At 38.9% G+C, this 19,597-nt stretch carries 18 protein-coding genes; 9 read left to right on the forward strand and 9 right to left on the reverse strand.

What is annotated here, in order from left to right; translation table 11 throughout:
- The first annotated feature begins 102 nt into the window (after window positions 1–102).
- A complete protein-coding gene (locus DYE54_RS07605; protein WP_115310669.1) occupies window positions 103–1,596 on the forward strand; it encodes an aldehyde dehydrogenase family protein in 1,494 nt (497 codons plus the stop codon).
- 141 nt (window positions 1,597–1,737) lie between these two features.
- Here DYE54_RS07605 and DYE54_RS07610 read toward each other — a convergent pair whose 3' ends face one another.
- From DYE54_RS07610 to DYE54_RS07635, 6 genes are all read right to left on the reverse strand, one after another.
- A complete protein-coding gene (locus DYE54_RS07610; protein WP_115310670.1) occupies window positions 1,738–2,397 on the reverse strand; it encodes a radical SAM protein in 660 nt (219 codons plus the stop codon).
- Window positions 2,384–2,722: a 6-carboxytetrahydropterin synthase QueD gene (gene queD / locus DYE54_RS07615; protein ID WP_115310671.1), complete on the reverse strand. Its 339-nt coding sequence runs from the start codon at window positions 2,720–2,722 to the stop codon at window positions 2,384–2,386. Before queD ends, DYE54_RS07610 begins: the two co-directional genes overlap by 14 nt.
- Before the next feature lie 120 nt (window positions 2,723–2,842).
- Window positions 2,843–4,072, reverse strand: a complete 1,230-nt coding sequence (locus DYE54_RS07620; RefSeq protein WP_115310672.1) for an LL-diaminopimelate aminotransferase — start codon at window positions 4,070–4,072, stop codon at window positions 2,843–2,845.
- A 494-nt stretch (window positions 4,073–4,566) separates the two neighbouring features.
- The gene (locus tag DYE54_RS07625; protein WP_115310673.1) at window positions 4,567–5,289 is read right to left on the reverse strand and encodes a hypothetical protein; all 723 of its coding nucleotides are present in this window, start codon (window positions 5,287–5,289) and stop codon (window positions 4,567–4,569) included.
- A complete protein-coding gene (locus DYE54_RS07630; protein ID WP_115310674.1) occupies window positions 5,286–6,746 on the reverse strand; it encodes a sensor histidine kinase in 1,461 nt (486 codons plus the stop codon). The genes DYE54_RS07625 and DYE54_RS07630 overlap by 4 nt, the downstream gene beginning before the upstream one ends.
- Complete coding sequence (locus DYE54_RS07635; protein ID WP_115310675.1) at window positions 6,724–7,398, reverse strand: response regulator transcription factor; 675 nt, start codon at window positions 7,396–7,398, stop codon at window positions 6,724–6,726. The genes DYE54_RS07630 and DYE54_RS07635 overlap by 23 nt, the downstream gene beginning before the upstream one ends.
- A 607-nt stretch (window positions 7,399–8,005) precedes the next feature.
- Here DYE54_RS07635 and DYE54_RS07640 point away from each other — a divergent pair.
- The 3 genes from DYE54_RS07640 to DYE54_RS07650 are packed head-to-tail and all read left to right on the forward strand — an operon-like array spanning window position 8,006 to window position 11,560.
- Window positions 8,006–9,724, forward strand: a complete 1,719-nt coding sequence (locus tag DYE54_RS07640; RefSeq protein ID WP_115310676.1) for an FAD-binding protein — start codon at window positions 8,006–8,008, stop codon at window positions 9,722–9,724.
- 1 nt (window position 9,725) lies between these two features.
- Entirely contained in the window at window positions 9,726–10,682 is a 957-nt protein-coding gene (locus DYE54_RS07645) for a succinate dehydrogenase/fumarate reductase iron-sulfur subunit (protein ID WP_115310677.1), read from the forward strand.
- Window positions 10,682–11,560, forward strand: a complete 879-nt coding sequence (locus DYE54_RS07650; RefSeq protein ID WP_115310678.1) for a CoB--CoM heterodisulfide reductase iron-sulfur subunit B family protein — start codon at window positions 10,682–10,684, stop codon at window positions 11,558–11,560. Before DYE54_RS07645 ends, DYE54_RS07650 begins: the two co-directional genes overlap by 1 nt.
- 142 nt (window positions 11,561–11,702) lie before the next feature.
- Here DYE54_RS07650 and DYE54_RS07655 read toward each other — a convergent pair whose 3' ends face one another.
- Window positions 11,703–12,380, reverse strand: coding sequence for a lactate utilization protein (locus DYE54_RS07655; RefSeq protein ID WP_115310679.1), 678 nt, complete (start codon window positions 12,378–12,380; stop codon window positions 11,703–11,705).
- 194 nt (window positions 12,381–12,574) lie between these two features.
- On the opposite strand from DYE54_RS07655, the gene DYE54_RS07660 reads away from it, so the two are divergent.
- From DYE54_RS07660 to hydE, 5 genes are all read left to right on the forward strand, one after another.
- Window positions 12,575–13,309, forward strand: a complete 735-nt coding sequence (locus tag DYE54_RS07660) for a hypothetical protein (RefSeq protein ID WP_115310680.1) — start codon at window positions 12,575–12,577, stop codon at window positions 13,307–13,309.
- Window positions 13,310–13,429: 120 nt separating this feature from the next.
- Complete coding sequence (locus DYE54_RS07665; protein WP_218564764.1) at window positions 13,430–14,689, forward strand: Nramp family divalent metal transporter; 1,260 nt, start codon at window positions 13,430–13,432, stop codon at window positions 14,687–14,689.
- A 207-nt stretch (window positions 14,690–14,896) separates the two neighbouring features.
- Window positions 14,897–15,499, forward strand: coding sequence for a hypothetical protein (locus DYE54_RS07670; protein WP_115310681.1), 603 nt, complete (start codon window positions 14,897–14,899; stop codon window positions 15,497–15,499).
- Window positions 15,477–16,229, forward strand: coding sequence for a YaaA family protein (locus DYE54_RS07675; RefSeq protein ID WP_172460578.1), 753 nt, complete (start codon window positions 15,477–15,479; stop codon window positions 16,227–16,229). Before DYE54_RS07670 ends, DYE54_RS07675 begins: the two co-directional genes overlap by 23 nt.
- A gap of 96 nt (window positions 16,230–16,325) precedes the next feature.
- The gene (gene hydE, locus DYE54_RS07680) at window positions 16,326–17,444 is read left to right on the forward strand and encodes a [FeFe] hydrogenase H-cluster radical SAM maturase HydE (RefSeq protein ID WP_115310683.1); all 1,119 of its coding nucleotides are present in this window, start codon (window positions 16,326–16,328) and stop codon (window positions 17,442–17,444) included.
- A gap of 206 nt (window positions 17,445–17,650) precedes the next feature.
- On the opposite strand, the gene mscL is transcribed toward hydE, so the two are convergent.
- Complete coding sequence (mscL, locus tag DYE54_RS07685) at window positions 17,651–18,109, reverse strand: large conductance mechanosensitive channel protein MscL (RefSeq protein ID WP_115310684.1); 459 nt, start codon at window positions 18,107–18,109, stop codon at window positions 17,651–17,653.
- A 277-nt stretch (window positions 18,110–18,386) separates the two neighbouring features.
- Complete coding sequence (gene cytX, locus DYE54_RS07690; protein WP_115310685.1) at window positions 18,387–19,595, reverse strand: putative hydroxymethylpyrimidine transporter CytX; 1,209 nt, start codon at window positions 19,593–19,595, stop codon at window positions 18,387–18,389.
- Window positions 19,596–19,597: the final 2 nt, after the last annotated feature.

The following is a 19,597-nucleotide window of genomic DNA, read 5'->3' on the forward strand; positions in this document are numbered from 1 at the left end:
TATTGATTAGCATATCGTAAGTATGATAATGGATAACTACAATGTTAAAAGCTGAGTAAATTTATCAGTTTGCTGAGCTCTGGGTTACAAGGAGGAATGAATATGTCTTTACAATTAAAAGAACAATATGGTTTGTTTATTAATAATCAGTGGGTGCCAGCCAGTGATGGTGGCACTTATGAAGTACATAGTCCAGCTAATGGTGCGTTATTGGCTAAAGCAGCAGAAGCAACTAAAGAAGATGTTGATGCAGCCGTTGTAGCAGCGACAAAAGCGTTTGAAACTTGGAAGAAAACAAGTCCTCAGGAACGTTCGGAATATTTACTTAAAATTGCCGATGCGCTAGAAGCACAGGCTGAGCATTTTGCTATGGTAGAATCGTATGATAATGGTAAGCCAATCCGTGAAACACGTGCTGTAGATGTACCTTTTGCGATTGATCATTTCCGCTATTTTGCTGGCGCTATTCGCGCTGAAGAAGGCTCCGCTAATATGCTGGATGAAAATACATTGGCACTGATTTTAAATGAGCCAATCGGTGTTGTGGGGCAGGTTATTCCTTGGAACTTCCCATTCTTGATGGCTGCTTGGAAAATAGCGCCTGCATTGGCTGCTGGTTGTACAATTGTTATTAAGCCATCCAATCATACATCTCTTAGCTTGTTAGAATTTGCTAATATTTTCCAGCAGATTTTACCACCAGGTGTTGTGAATATTATTACTGGTAAAGGCTCTCGTTCTGGTCAATATATTCTTGACCATCCTGGTTTCAATAAATTGGCTTTTACAGGGTCTACAGAAGTGGGCCTTAATGTATATAAAGCAGCATCGGAACGTTTAATTCCAGCAACTCTTGAATTAGGTGGTAAATCCGCTAATATTTTCTTTGAAGATGCTAAATGGGATATGGCGTTAGATGGTGCTATGCTCGGTATCTTGTTCAATCAAGGGCAAGTATGTTGTGCTGGTTCGCGTATCTTCGTTCAAGATACAATTTATGATAAATTTGTAGCAGATTTAGCTAAGTTGTTTGATAAAGTTAAAGTAGGCATGCCTTGGGAGGATTCTACCGAATTAGGGGCTCAGATTTATGAAGCCCAGACAGAAAAAATTCTTGATTATGTAGAAATTGCTAAACAAGAAGGAGCTCGTATTGCGGCTGGTGGCGTTCGTGTAACGGATGGCGAATTTGGTAAAGGGTGTTTTGTTCGTCCAACCTTAATCGTAGATGCGACCAATGATATGCGCGTAGCCCGCGAAGAAATCTTTGGGCCAGTAGCGGTTGTTATTAAATTCCACAGTGAAGACGAAGTAATTAAAATGGCTAACGACAGTATTTATGGGCTCGGTGGTGGCGTATGGACCCGCGATATTAATCGTGCTGTTCGTGTAGCGCGGGCCATTGAAACTGGCCGTATGTGGGTAAACTGCTACAATAGCATTCCTGCAGGGGCTCCATTTGGTGGCTATAAACAGTCTGGTATTGGCCGTGAAACGCATAAAGTAATTTTAGAACACTATAGCCAGAAGAAGAGTATTCTTGTAAATCTTGGTGAAAACCCATCTGGTTTATATAATTTAGATGTAGACAAATAATTACATTATAGCTACATTAGATAAGTATTAGATATTTAAAAGAGTTTATAGCTAGTATTAGGATATATGAATTCTAATATATAGAAAAAGGACCGAACTGAGGTACATAAGGTACTACTCAGTTCGGTCCTTTGTGTTTAGCTAAACGCCTTTAGCATCTGGATCCCATATAAATTTGTGGATTTGTAATTGTAAACGTACTTGCTGTAGGTGATTCGTTAAAAGATATTCAACAATATCTTTTGGATCAATTTTGCCAAATACAGGGGAGACAAAGATATGGCCTTTTGGCTGTTTCGTAGTTACAATTTCTTTCATCTTTTGTAAATCGCTATAAGAGCTGACTACAAATTTTAGTACATCCTTATCTGTTAAGGAGTCACATAGCTTTGGCTGCATATGCTCTTCGGCTGCAGAATCAGGGCATTTATAATCAAAGGTGTAGAAAACATTGGCCCGTTGAAAGGGTGGTAAAATACTGCCATTGGTTTCAATGTTAAATTCGTAAGGTCCATACGGTGTTGTACGAGCGCTTAATACATCAATCAGTGCTTCTACTTCCTTAGCCTGTAACAGAGGTTCGCCACCTGTAATGGTAATATAGCGATTGCCTAAGGCCTCTAGGGCGTCGGCCATTTCATTGATTGTGTACGTTTCAAAAACTGCATCATCGCCATAGCTATAGAGAGTGTCACAATACACACAACGGAGATTACAGTCATGTAATCGTAAAAAGGAACAGGGAAAGCCTTGGCGTGTGCCTTCCCCTTCGATAGAGCTAAAAAGCTCAATCACGTTCATAGATAGCCACGTTCCCTTCTGATTCTTGGACAACAACTTTGAAACATTTTTCGCCGAGTTCGTCAGCAATCCATTTGGCCATATTTTCGGCAGTCGGATTAATATCACCCATAATATCATTTACATGTTTATGATCGAGACGGCCATGGATGGCTTCTTTGATATGACCAAAGTCGATGACCATACCATTTTCGTCGAGTTCAGCACTGCGAGCATAAATGTGGACAATCCAGTTATGACCATGTAAATTTTGGCATTTACTCTTATAGGTTAATTTTAATTGATGAGATGCACTAATTTCTAATTTTTTGACAACAGTAAACATTCTATCCTCTCTTTAATATATTATAGTTCTATTTAATGCCTAGTTAATGTCTAGTTAATGTCTAGTTTTTAATATTTAGTTTTTTATCTTTAGACTTCAATTGTTATTGAAATTTTAATATTATATTTTTAAAGTTTTAATTCGCTCAATGGCACGTAAGGTATTTTCACGACTACCGAAAGCTGTAAGTCGTAGATACCCTTCGCCACAAGGTCCAAAACCGGCGCCTGGTGTACTTACGATATGTACTTTTTCTAATAATAAATCAAAGAATTCCCAGCTGGTCATACCCGTTGGCACTTTAAGCCAAATGTAAGGAGCATCAATGCCACCGAATACAGTTAAGCCAATGGCTTCTAGGCCTTCACGGATAATGCGGGCATTTTCTTTGTAGTAAGCAATAGCTTCACGGGTTTGCTTGTAACCGGCTTCGGAATAGACGGCTTCGGCAGCTCGCTGAACGATATAAGGAACACCATTAAATTTGGTACATTGACGACGATTCCACAATGGATTTAAGGCCTGCTTTTCGCCGTTAGCCGTATTAATTACCAAGTCTTTAGGTACGACTGTGTAGGCGCAGCGTGTACCTGTGAAACCAGCTGTTTTAGAGAAAGAGCGGAATTCGATAGCCACCTCGCGGGCTCCTTCAATTTCATAGATACTGTGGACAGTATCTTCACTACTGATAAAGGCTTCATACGCAGAGTCAAACATGAGCACGGTATCATTGGTTTTACACCAATCTACCCATTCTTTAAGGCGTTGACGGGTTAACACGGTACCTGTTGGATTGTTAGGACAACAAAGATAGACAATATCTACACGCTTTTCAGGGAAGGCTGGGGAGAAACTGTTTTCTGCATTCGTTGGTAAGTACACAATATTTTCAAATTTGCCATCTACGAATTGGCCTGAACGACCACCCATAACATTGCTATCTAAGTAAACGGGGTATACTGGGTCAGTAATAGCTACTGTATTGTGGGCACTGAATAATTCTTGGATATTGCCAACATCAGATTTAGCACCATCAGAAATGAATACTTCGTCAATATCTAGTTGGATACCCCGTGGTTTGTAGTCATGCTCAATGACGGCTTGACGTAAGAATTCATAACCTTGTTCAGGGCCATAACCACGAAAGGTATCGGCTTGACTCATTTCATCAACTGCTTTGTGCATGGATTCAATAACAGCAGGGGCTAGTGGTTGGGTTACATCGCCAATACCTAAGCGAATAATGTCGGCATCAGGGTGTGTTTTTTGAAATTCCGCTACTTTACGAGCTATGTTAGCAAATAAATAGGAACTTTGAAGATTGGAATAATTTTCATTGACTAAAGCCATAGGAGACCTCCTTTTAAAATGCTATGTAACGACTATATTACAGAGGTTCTTTACGCATAGATAATATAGCTAAAGGATTTAAAACTATATAATATAGAAAATATTAAATTTATTGTTTTATTTTACTATATATGTGACCTATATGGCAATAAAGATAGTAAAATAAAGAAAAACAGGAATCCGGGGAGGGATTCCTGTTTTTCTTGTAAGGGGAGTGTTAGTGTTAATCAAATGAAATATCGATTACCTACATCGGCTGAACAGGGAGGGTTCAAATCCGATATAGTTCCCTGTAATCAATGATAGAGGTAACCCGAATGGGGTATCGGAATTACCATTCATTTGATGATATTATAATAAGCTATCAGTATGAAAGCAAAATGAACGTTTTGAGAAATTATCGACTTTTTTTGTTAAATTTTTGCATTTAAGTTAATAGGCGTAAATTCTCGTAAACCCCAGTGTATATAGTAGTTGGCATTTATCCTAGAAATTTAATGTACTATTGATTTAATTATATGTCCATTAACACCATCAATAATTAATTCATAGGTCAAGCCAGAACGTGCCGCTTTGATTTGATAGAATGGATGCTTTTGAAATTCATGAGGTGGCGTACGACTAAAGTCGTTAGCAGGCCTTGTTTTAGGCTCGCTATTTTGATTAACAGGTACATTATTTACTTCTCCATTAGGTATTGGTTCTATTAGGGGTGCTTTAGCGCTAACTGCATTTTTATGAGTTGCATTTGTTTTTTCAGGTACTTTCAATGGTGGTAGTGAGGTCACATTACCATTTTCTTCGGGAATTACCACATTTTCAGAATCACCGGCATCATCTTGGGATGTTACATTACATGTATTGGCATGATTTTTACTTAATTGAGATGGTGCTGGTAAATCATCAAAGGTGATGAGTGATATTTCTTTAAATGTGAGTTCGCTGAGGGGAACGCCTGTATTAATAGACGTTAATTCTTTAATACGATCTTCACTGAGCAATGACATATTATTAGCCGTAGCTTGGGCTTTCACCATTTCAGAACGAGCCGCTGTTACTTTGGCTTGTTCTTCAGCTTCTAAATAATCGTGAATCCCATAGACTACAGCACCAATGATACAGACCGCAATAGATAGGGAGAGCAGACGACGAATCCGTCGCGTTGGAGGTTCTGTATCATTCGTTTCTACAGAAACGGGTTGTAATAAATGTTTCATGGTAAATCCTTTCCAGAGGCCTCAACGGTCGTTGTAGGAAATTCCAAAATAAAGCTAGTTGACACATGAGGTTCACTTACAGCGTAGGCTTTAGCTTGGTGTAGTTTTATAATGTTTTGTACAAAATAAAGTCCTAAGCCAAGTCCTTGGTCTGCCTTTTTAGTACGAGCTTGATCAACTTGATATAATCGGTCCCAGATTTTAGCCAAGTCCTCTTCATTAATGCCTTCACCATTATCACTAACAGTGATGCGAATGGCTTCGTCCGTTTTGTCTAAGGCAATGGTAACCGTGTCTTTGGTAAATTTAATGGCATTATCCACTAAGTTGCCAACGGCCCGTTTTAAAAAGGGGAGATTACCAGTTATGGATAGATTTGGCTCAAGTGTAGCTTGTAAAGTGATAGATTTTTCTTTACAAATACGACGATAACTATCGACAACTTCTTGCATCATATGACTTAAATCAAGGGGATCCTTTTTGATATTATCCATGTTATCAAGACGGGCAATATCTAATAATTGTGTGACCATAGCCGTCATAAAACGGCTTTGCTGGAAAATATGTTCAAAACTTTCTTTGGCTTCGTCTATATTATCAATATAGGCTCTACCAAAATCACTTTCTGCTTGAATGACTGCAATGGGGGTTCGTAATTCGTGAGATACATCAGAACTGAATTGTTTCTCGCGAAGGGATGAGTTTTCTAAGCTATCCAACATGCTATTGAAAGTTTGCGATAGGGCTGCAATTTCATCATGACTGTCGACGAGTTGTTCAATTCGCTGTGATAAGTCACGCTTTTGACCAATAGTAGCAGCTGTTTTTGTCATATTACGAATGGGGCGTAAGCCACGTTTAATAATCCAATAACCGCCACTGGTACCAATGACTAAGAAGATGACACCCCCTAAGAGTAGGGACCAAAGCATGATATTAGCCGCTCGACTGGCGGTCGTAGCTGGTAAAACGCCGCGTACCCAACCATGAAAAGCCGGATCAGCTACTGGTGCATCATAATAGTAGAAAGTCGAATTTTTTACTGTTATTTCTGTAATATGATGTGGTGATAGCATACTTTCTGGCGGAAAACCATCAGGAATTGCGCCCTTAATAGCGACCCCGTTGTCCATGTAGAGTACAGTAAATACCCCTTCTTGGAATGGCCGAAATCGTGTTAAATTATCGGCGGTATTAATGACTCGTGATTGCAGTGTGCTACGCATTTCTGAATCTTCCCACAATTGTGTGAATTGCATAATGAAGACGGAGAGCATGAGTAGCATGAGTAGTAAGAAAATGGAATACCAACCCGTAATTTTTAATGTAATGGGTAATCGGTTGAATGGATTGATACAAGTGCCATTCTCGTTGCGAACAAAGAGGGAACGCAGCCAATGAAACCATTGGCTGATTCCCTGTAAGTTTGAGTTTCTATTCTTCCACTTTGAATACATAGCCAACACCTCGTACGGTATGAATTAATTTTGCTTCGTCGGCTACATCAAGTTTTTTACGTAAATCCTTAATATATACATCAATTAGGTTAGAATAGCTTTCATAATCGTATTCCCATACATGATCAAGAATCTGTTGACGAGATAGTACGATATTTACATTGCTAGCTAAATAATATAATAAATCAAATTCTTTAGCCGTTAATACTAATTCGTGGCCATGCAAAGTAGCAGTACGACTTTGACTATTAATTGTTAAAGGACCTGCTTCTAAATCGTTGTGAGCATGGTTGTAGCTACGACGAGATAATGCATAAATACGAGCGATTAACTCTTCAAATTCAAAAGGTTTGACTAAATAGTCATCGCCACCGTGGTTAAACCCTTTAATTTTATCTTGAAGAGCATCTTTAGCTGTTAAGAATAAAACAGGTGTCTTATTACCTTCTTGACGCAAATGTTGAACTACTGTGAAACCATCCATCTTAGGTATCATTACATCCATGACTACGACATCATAACTAGATGTATTAATATGGTCTAAGGCCGTTTCACCGTCAAAACAGCAATCAACTGTCATAGACTCTACGCGGAGACGTTTAGCTATAATATTATTTAACATTTCTTCGTCTTCAACTAGTAAAACTTTCATATAATCACTCCTGTCTTACAGAAATAAGCCTGTTTCACGCCCAGAGGGAAAGTAACAGACTATAATAAGTAATAAATTGTATGCCGAATCTTATTAAGAGACTCTTCATAATTAATTATAACAATTAATTAATAGCGATTTTATGCGCCCAGTATAGCGTAAGGGAATGAACTCCTTATGAAGAGATATCCTTTATGCATTAAATTTATGATAACTAAATTGTGTACCTTTGTGTTTTATGCATAGATTGGACGTTTTTTGGACGTTTGACAAAAATCATAAAAAAAAACGGTGATAATGATTTTCGATTAATTATTCCGTTTTTCTATTTTGAAATATAAAAGAAAGGAATAGTTGTGAAATAAATATTGATTTAATGGGAAAGGATAGATGTTTAGGGTTTAATTCTACCCTAAAAATAGGGGATTTATATAAATGATAAAAATTATCATTTATATAGGCTGTTTTCAAGTATGAGTAATTGAGTTTGGACAAAAAGCTTTAAAAACCGCTATAATTAAGTAACAAGCTATAGGATTGGTATGCATTAGGTATTGCATACCGTTAATAAGACTGTAGGAAGTAGGTACAAGTTTAGGAGGTTATTATGGAACAGTTTGATGTTCTAGTAGTAGGCAGCGGCGGAGCTGGCCAACGAGCAGCTTTAGAAGCAGCTCATCAAGAAGGTTTGCGCGTTGCTCTTATTACCAAAATTTTCCCTAGTCGTTCTGCAACGGCTATGGCTCAAGGCGGTATTAATGGCGTATTAAACAATGTGGCAAAAGAAGACACTATTGAAGATCATATCTTTGATACTGTAAAAGGTAGTGACTATCTTGCTGACCAGGATGCTGTTGAATTCTTTATCAACCGTTGTCCTGAATTAATCAAAGAACTTGATTATTTTGGTGTACCATTCTCCCGTACTAGTGAAAACAAAATTGCACAACGTAATTTCGGTGGTCAGGCATATCCTCGTACATGCTATAGTGCCGATAAAACGGGTCACGTAATTTTGCATACCTTGTATGAACAATGCTTAAAGGAAAATGTACATTTCCTTCAAGATTGGTACTTATTAGACATCGTAAAAACTGACGACGGCGCTGTAGGTGGGGTTGTTGCTTGGAACATGAAAGAAGGCCGTGTAGAAAAAATCGCGACTACTGCACTCGTAATCGCTACTGGTGGTGCTGGTCGTATGTATTGGACACGTACTTCTAATCCTTACCTCTCCACTGGTGACGGTATGGCAGCATGCTTCCGCGCTGGTGTAGCTTTGAAAGACCCTGAAATGGTTCAGTTCCATCCAACTGGTCTTGGTAAGAGCGGTATCTTAATGTCCGAAGCTGTTCGTGGTGAAGGTGGTTACCTCTTAAACAATAAAGGGGAACGTTTTATGAAGGACTATGCGCCTAGTAAAATGGAATTAGCACCTCGTGATGTAGTAGCAAAAGCTATCGAAACTGAAATTGCAGAAGGTCGTGGCTTTGGTACTGGTCTTGATGCTTATGTAGTAGCTGACGTTCGTCACTTACCAAAAGAAGTCATTCTTGAAAAACTTCATGGTATCCGTGATTTGGCTATCACTTTCGAACATGCTGACCCATTAGTTCAACCAATTCCAATTCGTCCAACTTGTCACTATTCTATGGGCGGTATTGATGTAAACGATTATAAAACTTGCGGTACTTGCGTACCTGGTTTATTCGCTGCTGGCGAAGCTGCTTGTGTATCTATCCACGGTGCTAACCGTCTTGGTGGTAACTCCTTGGCAGACGCTGTTGTATTTGGTAAAGTAGCTGGTGAAGGCGCTGTAGATTATGTTAAAAATAATGCAGCTAAAGATGCTACTAAAGCTCTTAACGATGCAGCTAACAGCTGGGAACAGAAATTCCGTGAAGTAACTGGTCGTACAACTGGTCGTCCTATTTCTGAAATTCGTGATGAAATGGCGCTTTCCATGTGGAATAACGTAGGTATCTTCCGCGAAGAAAAGAAAATGGAATTAGAATTAGAAACTTTGAATCGTTTGATTGAAGAATATAAAACTTGCTACGTTGGCGATACTAACCGTACGTTCAATATGGCTTTCGTAAACTACATCGAAGTAGGTAGCTTATTAACAGTGGCTAAAGCTGTTACTTTGGGCGCTCTTCGTCGTAAAGAAAGTCGTGGTAGTCACCTTCGTGAAGACTTCGCGAAACGTGATGATGCTAACTTCTTAAATCATACTGTAATTAAACTTAAAGAAGATGGCGAATACGAAGTGGGTCAGAGTGAAGTTGTAATCACTCGCTTCGAACCAAAAGAAAGGACGTACTAAGATGAGACAGATTACTTATAATATCCATCGTTATAATGAAGGTCGCTCCTATGTACAGACCTATTCCTTTGACTATGAACCAGATCGTACAATCCTTTGGGGCCTTCAAAAAATTAAAGATACTATCGATCCAACCTTAACATTCATCGCTGCTTGCCGTAGTGCTGTTTGTGGTGCTTGCTCCATCAAAGTTAATGGTCAAGCTATGCTTGGTTGTGAAAGTAAAATTGATGATATTACTGAACGTTTTGGTAGTGATACTATCGAAATCGCACCAATCGGTAACTTCGATGTAATCCGTGACCTTGCTGTTGATTGGGAAGCTAAAGTTAACCGTCTTAAAACAGTGGCTCCATGGATTTTCATGAAACCTGAATTCAATCGTGATATGGGTTCCCGTCAAACTCCAGAAGATTTCAAAAAATTTGTTACTAACACAGAATGTATCCTTTGCGGTTGCTGTGCTTCCGAATGTAACAAATTGTCTGCAAATCGTGAAGACTTCTTGGATCCATATGTTTATACAAAAGCAAATCGTTTTGTTCAAGATTCCCGTGACGTTGCACCAATGGCTCACGTAAATCCTGCTTTTGAAAATGGTCTTTGGAAATGCGTTCATTGCATGAACTGTATTTCCCGTTGTCCAAAACATTTAAAACCAGCTAAAGATATCTCTGAACTTCGTGCAGTAGCTACTAAAGCTGGCTTAACTAATAAAGGTACTCGCCATGCACTTGCATTCCGTGATGACCTTATTAAAACTGGCCGCTTGAACGAAGTAACAATGAGTCTTAAAACAGATGGTCTTGTAGATTCCGCAAAACAAGGTCTCTACGCTATGCGTCTCTGGGCACATGGTAAGATTAATCCTCTTGAACTTGTAGTTCCACACAAACCAGTTCAAGGTATTAAGGATGTGCGCACCATTGTTAAAGCAGCAGAGGAGGCAGAAAGATAATGAAATACGCATTTTTCCCTGGTTGTGTACTTGAAGGTGCCGCCAAAGAAGATTTTATCGCCACTGTTGCGGTTGCTAAAAAATTAGGCATTCAAATTGAAGAATTAGAAGGTTGGACTTGCTGCGGTGCGTCTCATGTTCAAGACGTTGATCCATTAGCAGTTCTTGCTACGAATGCTCGTAATATTGCTTTAGCTGAAGCACAAGGCGTTCAGTTAATGACAGTTTGTAACACTTGTACGTTGATGCTTCGTGAAGCTAAAAACGAACTTGATCGTGACGAAACTCAACGCGCTCGCGTTAACAATATTTTAGGTCAAGCTGGCTTAAAATATAAAGGTACTAGCGATGTAACTCATTTCTTATGGGTATTGATTCGCGACTATGGTTTGAACAACCTTAAAGCTAAAGTTGTAAAACCTTTAAGTGGTCTTCGTGTAGCTGAATACTATGGTTGCCATCTTCTTCGTCCAGCTGAAGAAACTGGTTTTGAAGATTTCCAAATCCCAACTAGCTTAGCGGATGTAATTAAAGCTATTGGTGCTACACCAATTGATTTCTCCCGTAAACTTGATTGCTGTGGTTTCCATGCTGTATATCCAGCTCATGATTCTGTAATGCAGATGACTGGTTCCATCAATGCTGATGCAGCTAAAGAAGGGGCTGACTGTGTAGTAACACCTTGCCCACTTTGTCAAATGCAGCTTGATATGTTCCAAAAAGAAGCAAAACAATACGTTCCAAACGACAAAGATATGCCTATCATTCATATGAGCCAATTAATTGGTTTAGCTTTAGGCATTAGCCCTGCTGAACTTGGTATGACTAAACGTCATATGACTAGCACTGTTGCTTTGAACCGTTTTGTAGGTGCATAATTGCATATGTTTAGGTAATACAGGCCTTCATTAGATAGCTTGTACCTATAGAAAGCCCCTGTTCATCTTTGGTGAACAGGGGCTTTGTCGTGTATATGGGGTATGAAATGGAAACGAATGGCCTTGTTAGTTATATGAGTTGTTAAAATCCTAATTCTTCATTAATAATAATAATTTCCATGGTATCCATATTGCGCATCTTTTTATAATAAATTGTTAAGGCGTTACAAATACGATCTGGGGAGGCACAGTCATAGCATTTATCTTGACGAAGGGCACAAGGATTTTTAGAATATTTTTTGTTTTTCACAACATTTTGTGGAGCTGCTACATTACGCGCACGATAAATAGCAGAACTTAAATCAGGGGTGATTTTATTAATTCCTAAGACAAAGAATACTTCTTCAGAACCAAAGAGCGAGCAGGCTACACGATTGCCGGTACCATCAATATTGACCATTTCGCCAGTCTGTGCTAATGCATTAACAGAGGTCAAAAAAACATCTCGTTGCATGGTACGCAATGCAGTTTGGCGGAAGGTTTCACCTTCTAGTGGGCGATGAATATCTGTAATTTCTTTATTTTGCGGTTCTAGGGCCTCAAAGACTTGTAGTTCCTGTAAGGTTCGAGAATCACCAATGGCAACGCGTTTATTTTGAATACGCGATTTTAAATATTCAACCGCTTCAGCGCCGGTTTCAAAATAGTGAGGTACAAAATTATTGCGTTTTAAGTTTGCTAGTGTTTTATTTATATCAATAGGGGTCTCCGATAAATCGGGATGAACGATTGCGTGAATTGTTGTTTCTGTATTAGCCATAGTAGCCCACTCCTTTATTGAATTGTTCTTTGGTATAGATTCATTGTAACATGTATGAGGACACAGGACTATGGTAAAGGTGTTTTTTCATGTAAAATTTAGGTCGATTCGGTATAGTGCTCATAGGTAGATTACACAGAAACTAAGAAAACATGTTATAATATGGATGAATTAAGTCAATAAGGAGAAGAACCATGAATTGGAAAAAAGTATTACTGGTAGCAACTGTATGTACTGCATGTACGATGGGAGTGAGTCAAGCGGACAGTCGTTTAGCTGATGTGAAGCCCACTGATTGGGCCTATCAGGGGATACAAACTTTGGTGAAACATGGAGCTATTACAGATACTAAAGGGTTAAATTTAAATGGCCAAGTATATACTCGTTATGAATTAACCCCTTTAATTGCTGATATAGTAGAAAAACGCGAACAGATGAATGATAATGATAAAAATATTGCTATTCGTTTGTATAGTGAGTTTCGTGATGACTTAATGCAGTATAATCGAGATCAAGAGATTAAAGAGGAAATAAAAGCAGGTAAGCGAGATGAAAGTGCTGCCGCCAATGGTGAAACACCGGCTTTGACGAAGGAAGAGATTGCGGAACGGATGAACTCGTTTGAAGTGGATCACAGTCGTGTAAAAACCGGTGGTGATGTGCGACTTCGTTTTGGCAAGGGGGGAAAAAATGACTATCGAGCTCGTGTAGGGATAGTCATTGGCGGTGGTAATGTAGCAGCCCCTGATGCTTTATTTGATAAAGCAGGCCGTCGTGCTATTGAAGAAGCTGATAAAGAGGCTGAAAAGTCTAGAGAGCAGTTCGCTAAAAATCGTGCGCGTATAGAAGCTGAAGAAGCAAAGAAAAAAACGGAAGAAGCAAAGGAAAAAGCGGAAGCTGATGCTGTAAACAATGAAACTAAGGCGTAAGTTAAGCTAACATAAGACAGTAACCATTTTAATTGTGTGTTTAGGTTACTTGCGGTTATCTTGCTTATATTAACTAGCCGATTAGTAATCAAATACTATAGATAGGGAATGGTGAAGTGTATGTTTGTGAGTCGTATTAAAGAGAAATTGAACACGGTCCATCAACAGGGCATGCAAGTGTCAGAAGTATTTCGATATATTGGACCTGGGATTATTGTAACGGTAGGATTTATTGATCCAGGTAACTGGGCGGCGAATTTAGCAGCTGGCGCTATGTTTGGCTATAATTTGTTGTGGGTGGTTACATTATCTACAATTATGCTAATTTTATTGCAACATAATGTGGCCCATTTAGGGATTGTAACAGGTCGTTGTTTATCGGAATGTGCGTATGATGCATTGCCACGGTGGCTGTCGAGTATTCTGTTGAGTACCGCTGGGTTAGCAGCGGCTGCTACGGCACTGGCAGAGTTTATTGGTGCTGCCATTGCGCTTAAAATGCTCTTTGGCATCCCTCTTTTTATAGGGTCGATTCTGACAGCGATTATTTGCACGGGTATGCTCTTAACAAATTCGTATAGTAAGCTTGAAAAAGTTATAGCTGGGTTTGTATCACTCATTGCATTGGCCTATTTGGCTGAGTTGTCTATGGTAGATGTTGACTGGGCAGCATCTGGCCTTGGGTGGGTAAATCCAACATTACCTAATGAATCCATGCTTGTTATTTTGAGTATTTTAGGGGCTGTTATTATGCCTCATAATTTATTTCTTCATTCTGAAATTATTCAGAGCCGTGAATTTAATAAAGCAGACCCTGCTGTTATGCAAAAACGTTTGCGGTATGAATTTTTAGATACGATTTTTTCTATGGGCATTGGTTGGGCTATTAATTCGGCGATGATTATTTTAGCAGCGGCTACATTTTTCCAACAGGGAATTGTAGTGGAAGAGCTAGAACAGGCTCAGGAATTATTAGTGCCCTTGATAGGTCCTTCGGCGGGGGTTATTTTTGCACTCGCTTTATTATTTGCTGGTTTTGCATCATCCGCAACCGCTGGTATGGCTGGCGCGAGTATTTTTGCTGGTATGTTTGGTGAATCTTATGATATGAAAGATTTTCACAGTCGTATAGGTTTAGCTTTGACCTATGTGCCGGCATTAGTTCTGATCTTGTTTATTCAAGATTCCTTTAAAGCGTTATTGATTTCACAGATGTTCTTGAGCTTACAGTTGCCATTTACTATTTTCTTGCAACTGTATTTAACTGGCTCTGCTAAAGTGATGGGGGCTTATAAAAATAAACCATCCACCGCGATTATGTTGTGGATTATTGGTATTGTTGTGACAGGTATGAACATTTATTTATTGTTTGAAGCGTAATGAATAGGAACGCCCTTCGTGTATAAAAAGAGGGGTGTTCTTTTTGTATTATAGGAGTAGGCGTTGGCATACTCTGTAGCGTATAGTAATTTATCTGGAAACTATGCTATAATTATGTAATTAATGGGAAAATATGAGCGCTTTTTAGCAATTGTATATTAATTCTTTCCGTGTCATGATTTCATTTGTAAATAGGAGGTAATAACTATGGCAGATGTTCTTCGTTCTGACTATGAGGAAATTGTTGAAGATGTGTCGATTCAGCTACAATCTCAATTGAATGCAGCTGAGTCGGGAACAATTATAGATTTATTTCAAAGTGATACGTTGGATCCAGCGCAGAATTTATTATTCTTTGGGGCAGCGGAACGCGCGTTATTAGACTACCGTAAAGGTCATAATAAAAAGACGGTATTTGTTCGCGTACAGCCTGAAGGCTTGTCGACAGCTGAACCCGTAGCGACACCAGTAAGCGCTTTGTTAGATCGTTTGATTTTGCGTCGTATGGACGAATTCATGCATGATAAAGTGTTTGTAGAAGATATATATTATGATGGTGAACAAATCGTTTATAGTGGTGCTGGTTTAAAAAATCGTCATGTTGTGCTAGTTATAGATAGTATTGATGAAGGGTCGCCTTATTTGTCAGAAGTGATGTCCCTTTGTGAAGAAATGAAGGCAAAATTTATTGTGGCACTGCCATTAGTGATTTGGAGCCAAGCTGTGCAAGAACGCTTAGCGGCTGAGTTAAACGAAGATGGTGACAATCAACAGGGGATTGAAATTAATGAAAATACTCCTGTCTCCTAGTAAAACTAAGACTTTACAGGGCACACCAAAAGCTGCGTTATTTCAGGCAGCTATGACGGATGCTATTATTGATCATTTACAAACATTGACTGTTTCTGAGTTGGGCAAAGCTTTGAAATTAGCTGAACCTAAAACAGAGCCTTTAGTGGCATTTTATCAAAACTATAGAAACGAACCGTCGGGGACTGCGATTGAAAGTTATAATGGGTTAGCATTTAAGAACTTAGCTTGGAATCAATTAAGTGAAACCGCACAGGCTTTTGGTGCTCGTCACATCTACATTTTATCGGCGTTATATGGCTTGGTGAGTCCGTTAAGTCCTATAAAAGAATATCGTCTTGATTTGGTGGACCGCATATTTCAAAAAACTGCGCCTGCAACGGGCTTGCTAGCAGGTTGTAAGTCGTTATATGAGCTCTGGAAAAAGCCTGTTACGGAGGCGTTAGTTAAGGAAGATTGGCTACTTAATTTAGCCTCTAAAGAATATTATAAATTGGTAGACCATCCGCGTATGGTAACGGTGGAGTTTCTAGAATTAAAACAAGGTGTATGGAAACAGCTCAGTACATCGTCGAAACAGATGAGGGGGCAATTGGCCCATTATATGGTGGCGCAGGAAGCAACCTCTTGGCACGAATTACCACAGCAAATTGGTGAATTTACGCGTGTGACTGAATTACCAACGAGTTTGCATGAACCATTGCTTGTTGAATATCGACGCCATAGCTAAAGGGGCTGTTAGGTTTACCTGTAATTAGTTGATTTGACGGATTAAGTAATCATTAAAGTTAGTTTATAAAGATAAGAGAGAACAACAAGAGTGACTATGACAGTACAAGATATTTTAAAGAAAGACTTGGTCGGTTCTGATACGTTAACCGTGGAAGAATTGCGCTTCCTCATGAGTGTTACGGATGAAGCCGATTTGCAAGCTATTTATAAAAAGGCTTACGAGGTAAAAGCTCACTATGTTGATAAAGTGGCGTACTATCGTGGTCTTATTGAATTTTCCAATCGGTGTATTAAAAATTGCGAGTATTGTGGAATTCGGCGTGAAAATGATAAGACGGAACGCTTTGATATGAAGCGGGATGATATTATAAAGATGGCGCAGTGGGCTTATGATCATGAATATGGATCTATTACCTTACAGTCTGGTGAACGTAGTGATGAAGCCTTTGTAGACTATGTGGTAGAACTAATTCGTGATATTAAAGCCATTGGTGATGGTTCACTGGGGATTACTATGTGTGTCGGTGAACAGTCAGAAGAAGCGTATCGTCGTATGGTGGAAGCAGGCGCTAGTCGCTATTTGCTTCGAATCGAAACGAGTAATCCTACACTATATAGTAAGATTCATCCAAATGATGAATTACATTCTTTTGAAACGCGCGTGGCCTGTTTGAAGAGCTTACGTAAAGTAGGTTTTCAAGTGGGCACGGGTGTTATGATTGGCTTACCCTATCAGACGGAAGAGGATTTGGTGAATGATATCTTGTTCTACCGTGATATGGACATTGATATGATTGGCATGGGGCCGTATGTAGTGCATCATGACACGCCACTAGGACAAGAAGCATTAGCCATGGGACTTGATGATCAAGAAGGAAAACTACGTCGTATTCAATTAGGTCTTAAGATGATTGCGTTAACACGTTTATTCTTAAAAGATGTAAATATTGCAGCAACGACAGCTTTGCAGGCTCTTGATCCATTGGGCCGTGAAAAAGGATTAGCTGCAGGGGCTAATATTTTGATGCCAATTATAACCATTCCTGAACATCGTGCTAAATATTTATTGTATGATAATAAGCCTTGTGTAGATGATAATGCCGATAAATGTAAAGATTGCTTGACGCGCCGTGTCATGTCTATTGGTGATATGGTAGGTTGGAAACAAAATGGTGATTCTAAACATTATGGGAAACGAACAGGGTTGTATTAAGTAAACAAAAGGGACTATAACAAATGATAGTAAAATGGCTACTATTATCGTTATAGTCCCTTTTGCGTGTTCACTAGTGAATATTGAAGAATAAAAGAGTATATTTGTTGATATAATCATATGATTAGTAATTTATTTATAATGGCATAAAAAAGAGGCAGAAAACACTAGTACAGTGTTTTCTGCCTCTTTACTATAGGTTTTTATTAAGAATTTTTTACAACAGGGGTGATTTCAGATGTACAATGTGGACAACGAGTTGCATCTTCAGCCACTTCTTGTTTACAGAATGGGCAAAGGGTTGGATCTTCTTTAACTTCTTCTTTCTTAGGGAATAAGCGATTTACTTGTTTGATTACTAAGTAAATAGCAAATGCGACAATTAAGAATTGAATTAGAGAGTTTAAGAAGCTACCGTATGCGATAACTGGAATACCAGCGGCTTTGGCTTCAGCTAGAGTAGCTGCTTGTTCGCCGGTTAAACTGATGAAGAAATCAGAGAAGTCTACACCGCCAAGGATTAAGCCGATAGGTGGCATAATAATATCGCTTACTAATGATGCTACGATTTTACCGAAAGCAGCACCAATAACAACACCGACTGCCAAGTCAATTACATTGCCACGTAAGGCAAACTCTTTGAAACCTTTAATAAATTCTTTCATTTTCATTCCTCCTAATGATACCCTTACATAGTATATAGCACTTGCTATATGTATGATTTGTTAACTGTATGGTATATATGTATAATTTCTGAAAATAGTATAGCACAACTTATGAGGTAATGTATACAGGAAAATTTATAAATTTCGATATAAAGTATTACCACTATTAAGTGCCTATTTTATAAGGTGTTTTATGTTAGGTAATGATGTAATATTTTTGATATATATGGTGAAACCGTCACTGTTTGAGAGAGCTAGTGACGGTTTCGTAGCTTGTTTAATTGTTAACCTTCTTTGAGATAGGCGTCAACCATTTGCCTACTATATAAGTAAGACAAGCAATAGTAATCATTACAGGGAAGGTTGTGCCTAAGGGCGTTTCATAAGTGAGTACATTACGATATAATATAAAACCTAGTAGCCAAAGGACTAAGTTAGGAAGGTAAAATTTACGCCCAGATGCATCCTGCTTAAGGAGAAAGTATTGGGTAAAGAGAATCGCAATCATGGGCGTGAATACAGAACCAATAAGAAATAGGAAGTTTTCATATTCTGTCATTGGTATGAAAATGGCCAAGATAATGCCAATTATTGTAAAGATAATAGCTGTTGTTTTTTCAGATAATTGGGGCCAAATGCTAATGGCACTTACACCCGCTGAAAAGGCATCTAAGTAGGTTGTAGTGACTGTAGCAAAGATAATGATAAGGAGAGGCCAGAGGCCGAGACCTGTTTTTAACATGACGGCGGCAATGTCGGTTTCACCAGCATAAAGGGCGGAACCAAGACCAATTACATACATCCAAATGCTAACAATTGTATAGGTTATGGTACTCAGTATAGTGGCAGCTACAGGCCGTTCAGCATGGCGCGTATAGTCAGAGACTAAGGGCAACCAAGATAAAGGCATCGCCGTAGCTAATTCAACAGCAGCGCCAAAAGATAGCGTTTGCTCATCATTTAATTGTAAGGTAGTAGCTATAACTGATTGGGGATCAAAGATAATAAAACTGAGCCAAACTGTGAGGATAAATAATAATGTAACAGCTACAAGGTTTAGTCGAGTTAAATTGGTGAAACCTAGTAGCAACCAAAGTATAATAAGTCCGCCAATAATGAGAGACCAGATAGTAGTACTCAATGGATAAATGGCATCTGTCGCAGCTGCGCCAGTTATAATCATAACGGTTGTCCAGCCAATGAGTTGTAATACGTTAGCGAGGGCAAAACCTGAAGCGCCTGTATGACCAAAGCCAATACGTACTGTTTCCATAGCACTACGTTCTGTTTGCGCACCAATAAGTCCAGCTAAGAAAAATAGACAGCCCCCAATTAAATGACCTAGAATAATAGCCCATAGACCTTGGCTAAAACCTAATGGTGCAAAGAGGGTACCAGTAAAAATTTCAGCGATAGATAAGGCAGCGCCAAACCATAATAAGCTGTGTGATAAAAGTTTTGTTTTTGGTGTAGTTGTTGTACTCATAG

This window comes from Veillonella criceti, from assembly GCF_900460315.1.
GTDB lineage: Bacteria > Bacillota > Negativicutes > Veillonellales > Veillonellaceae > Veillonella_A > Veillonella_A criceti.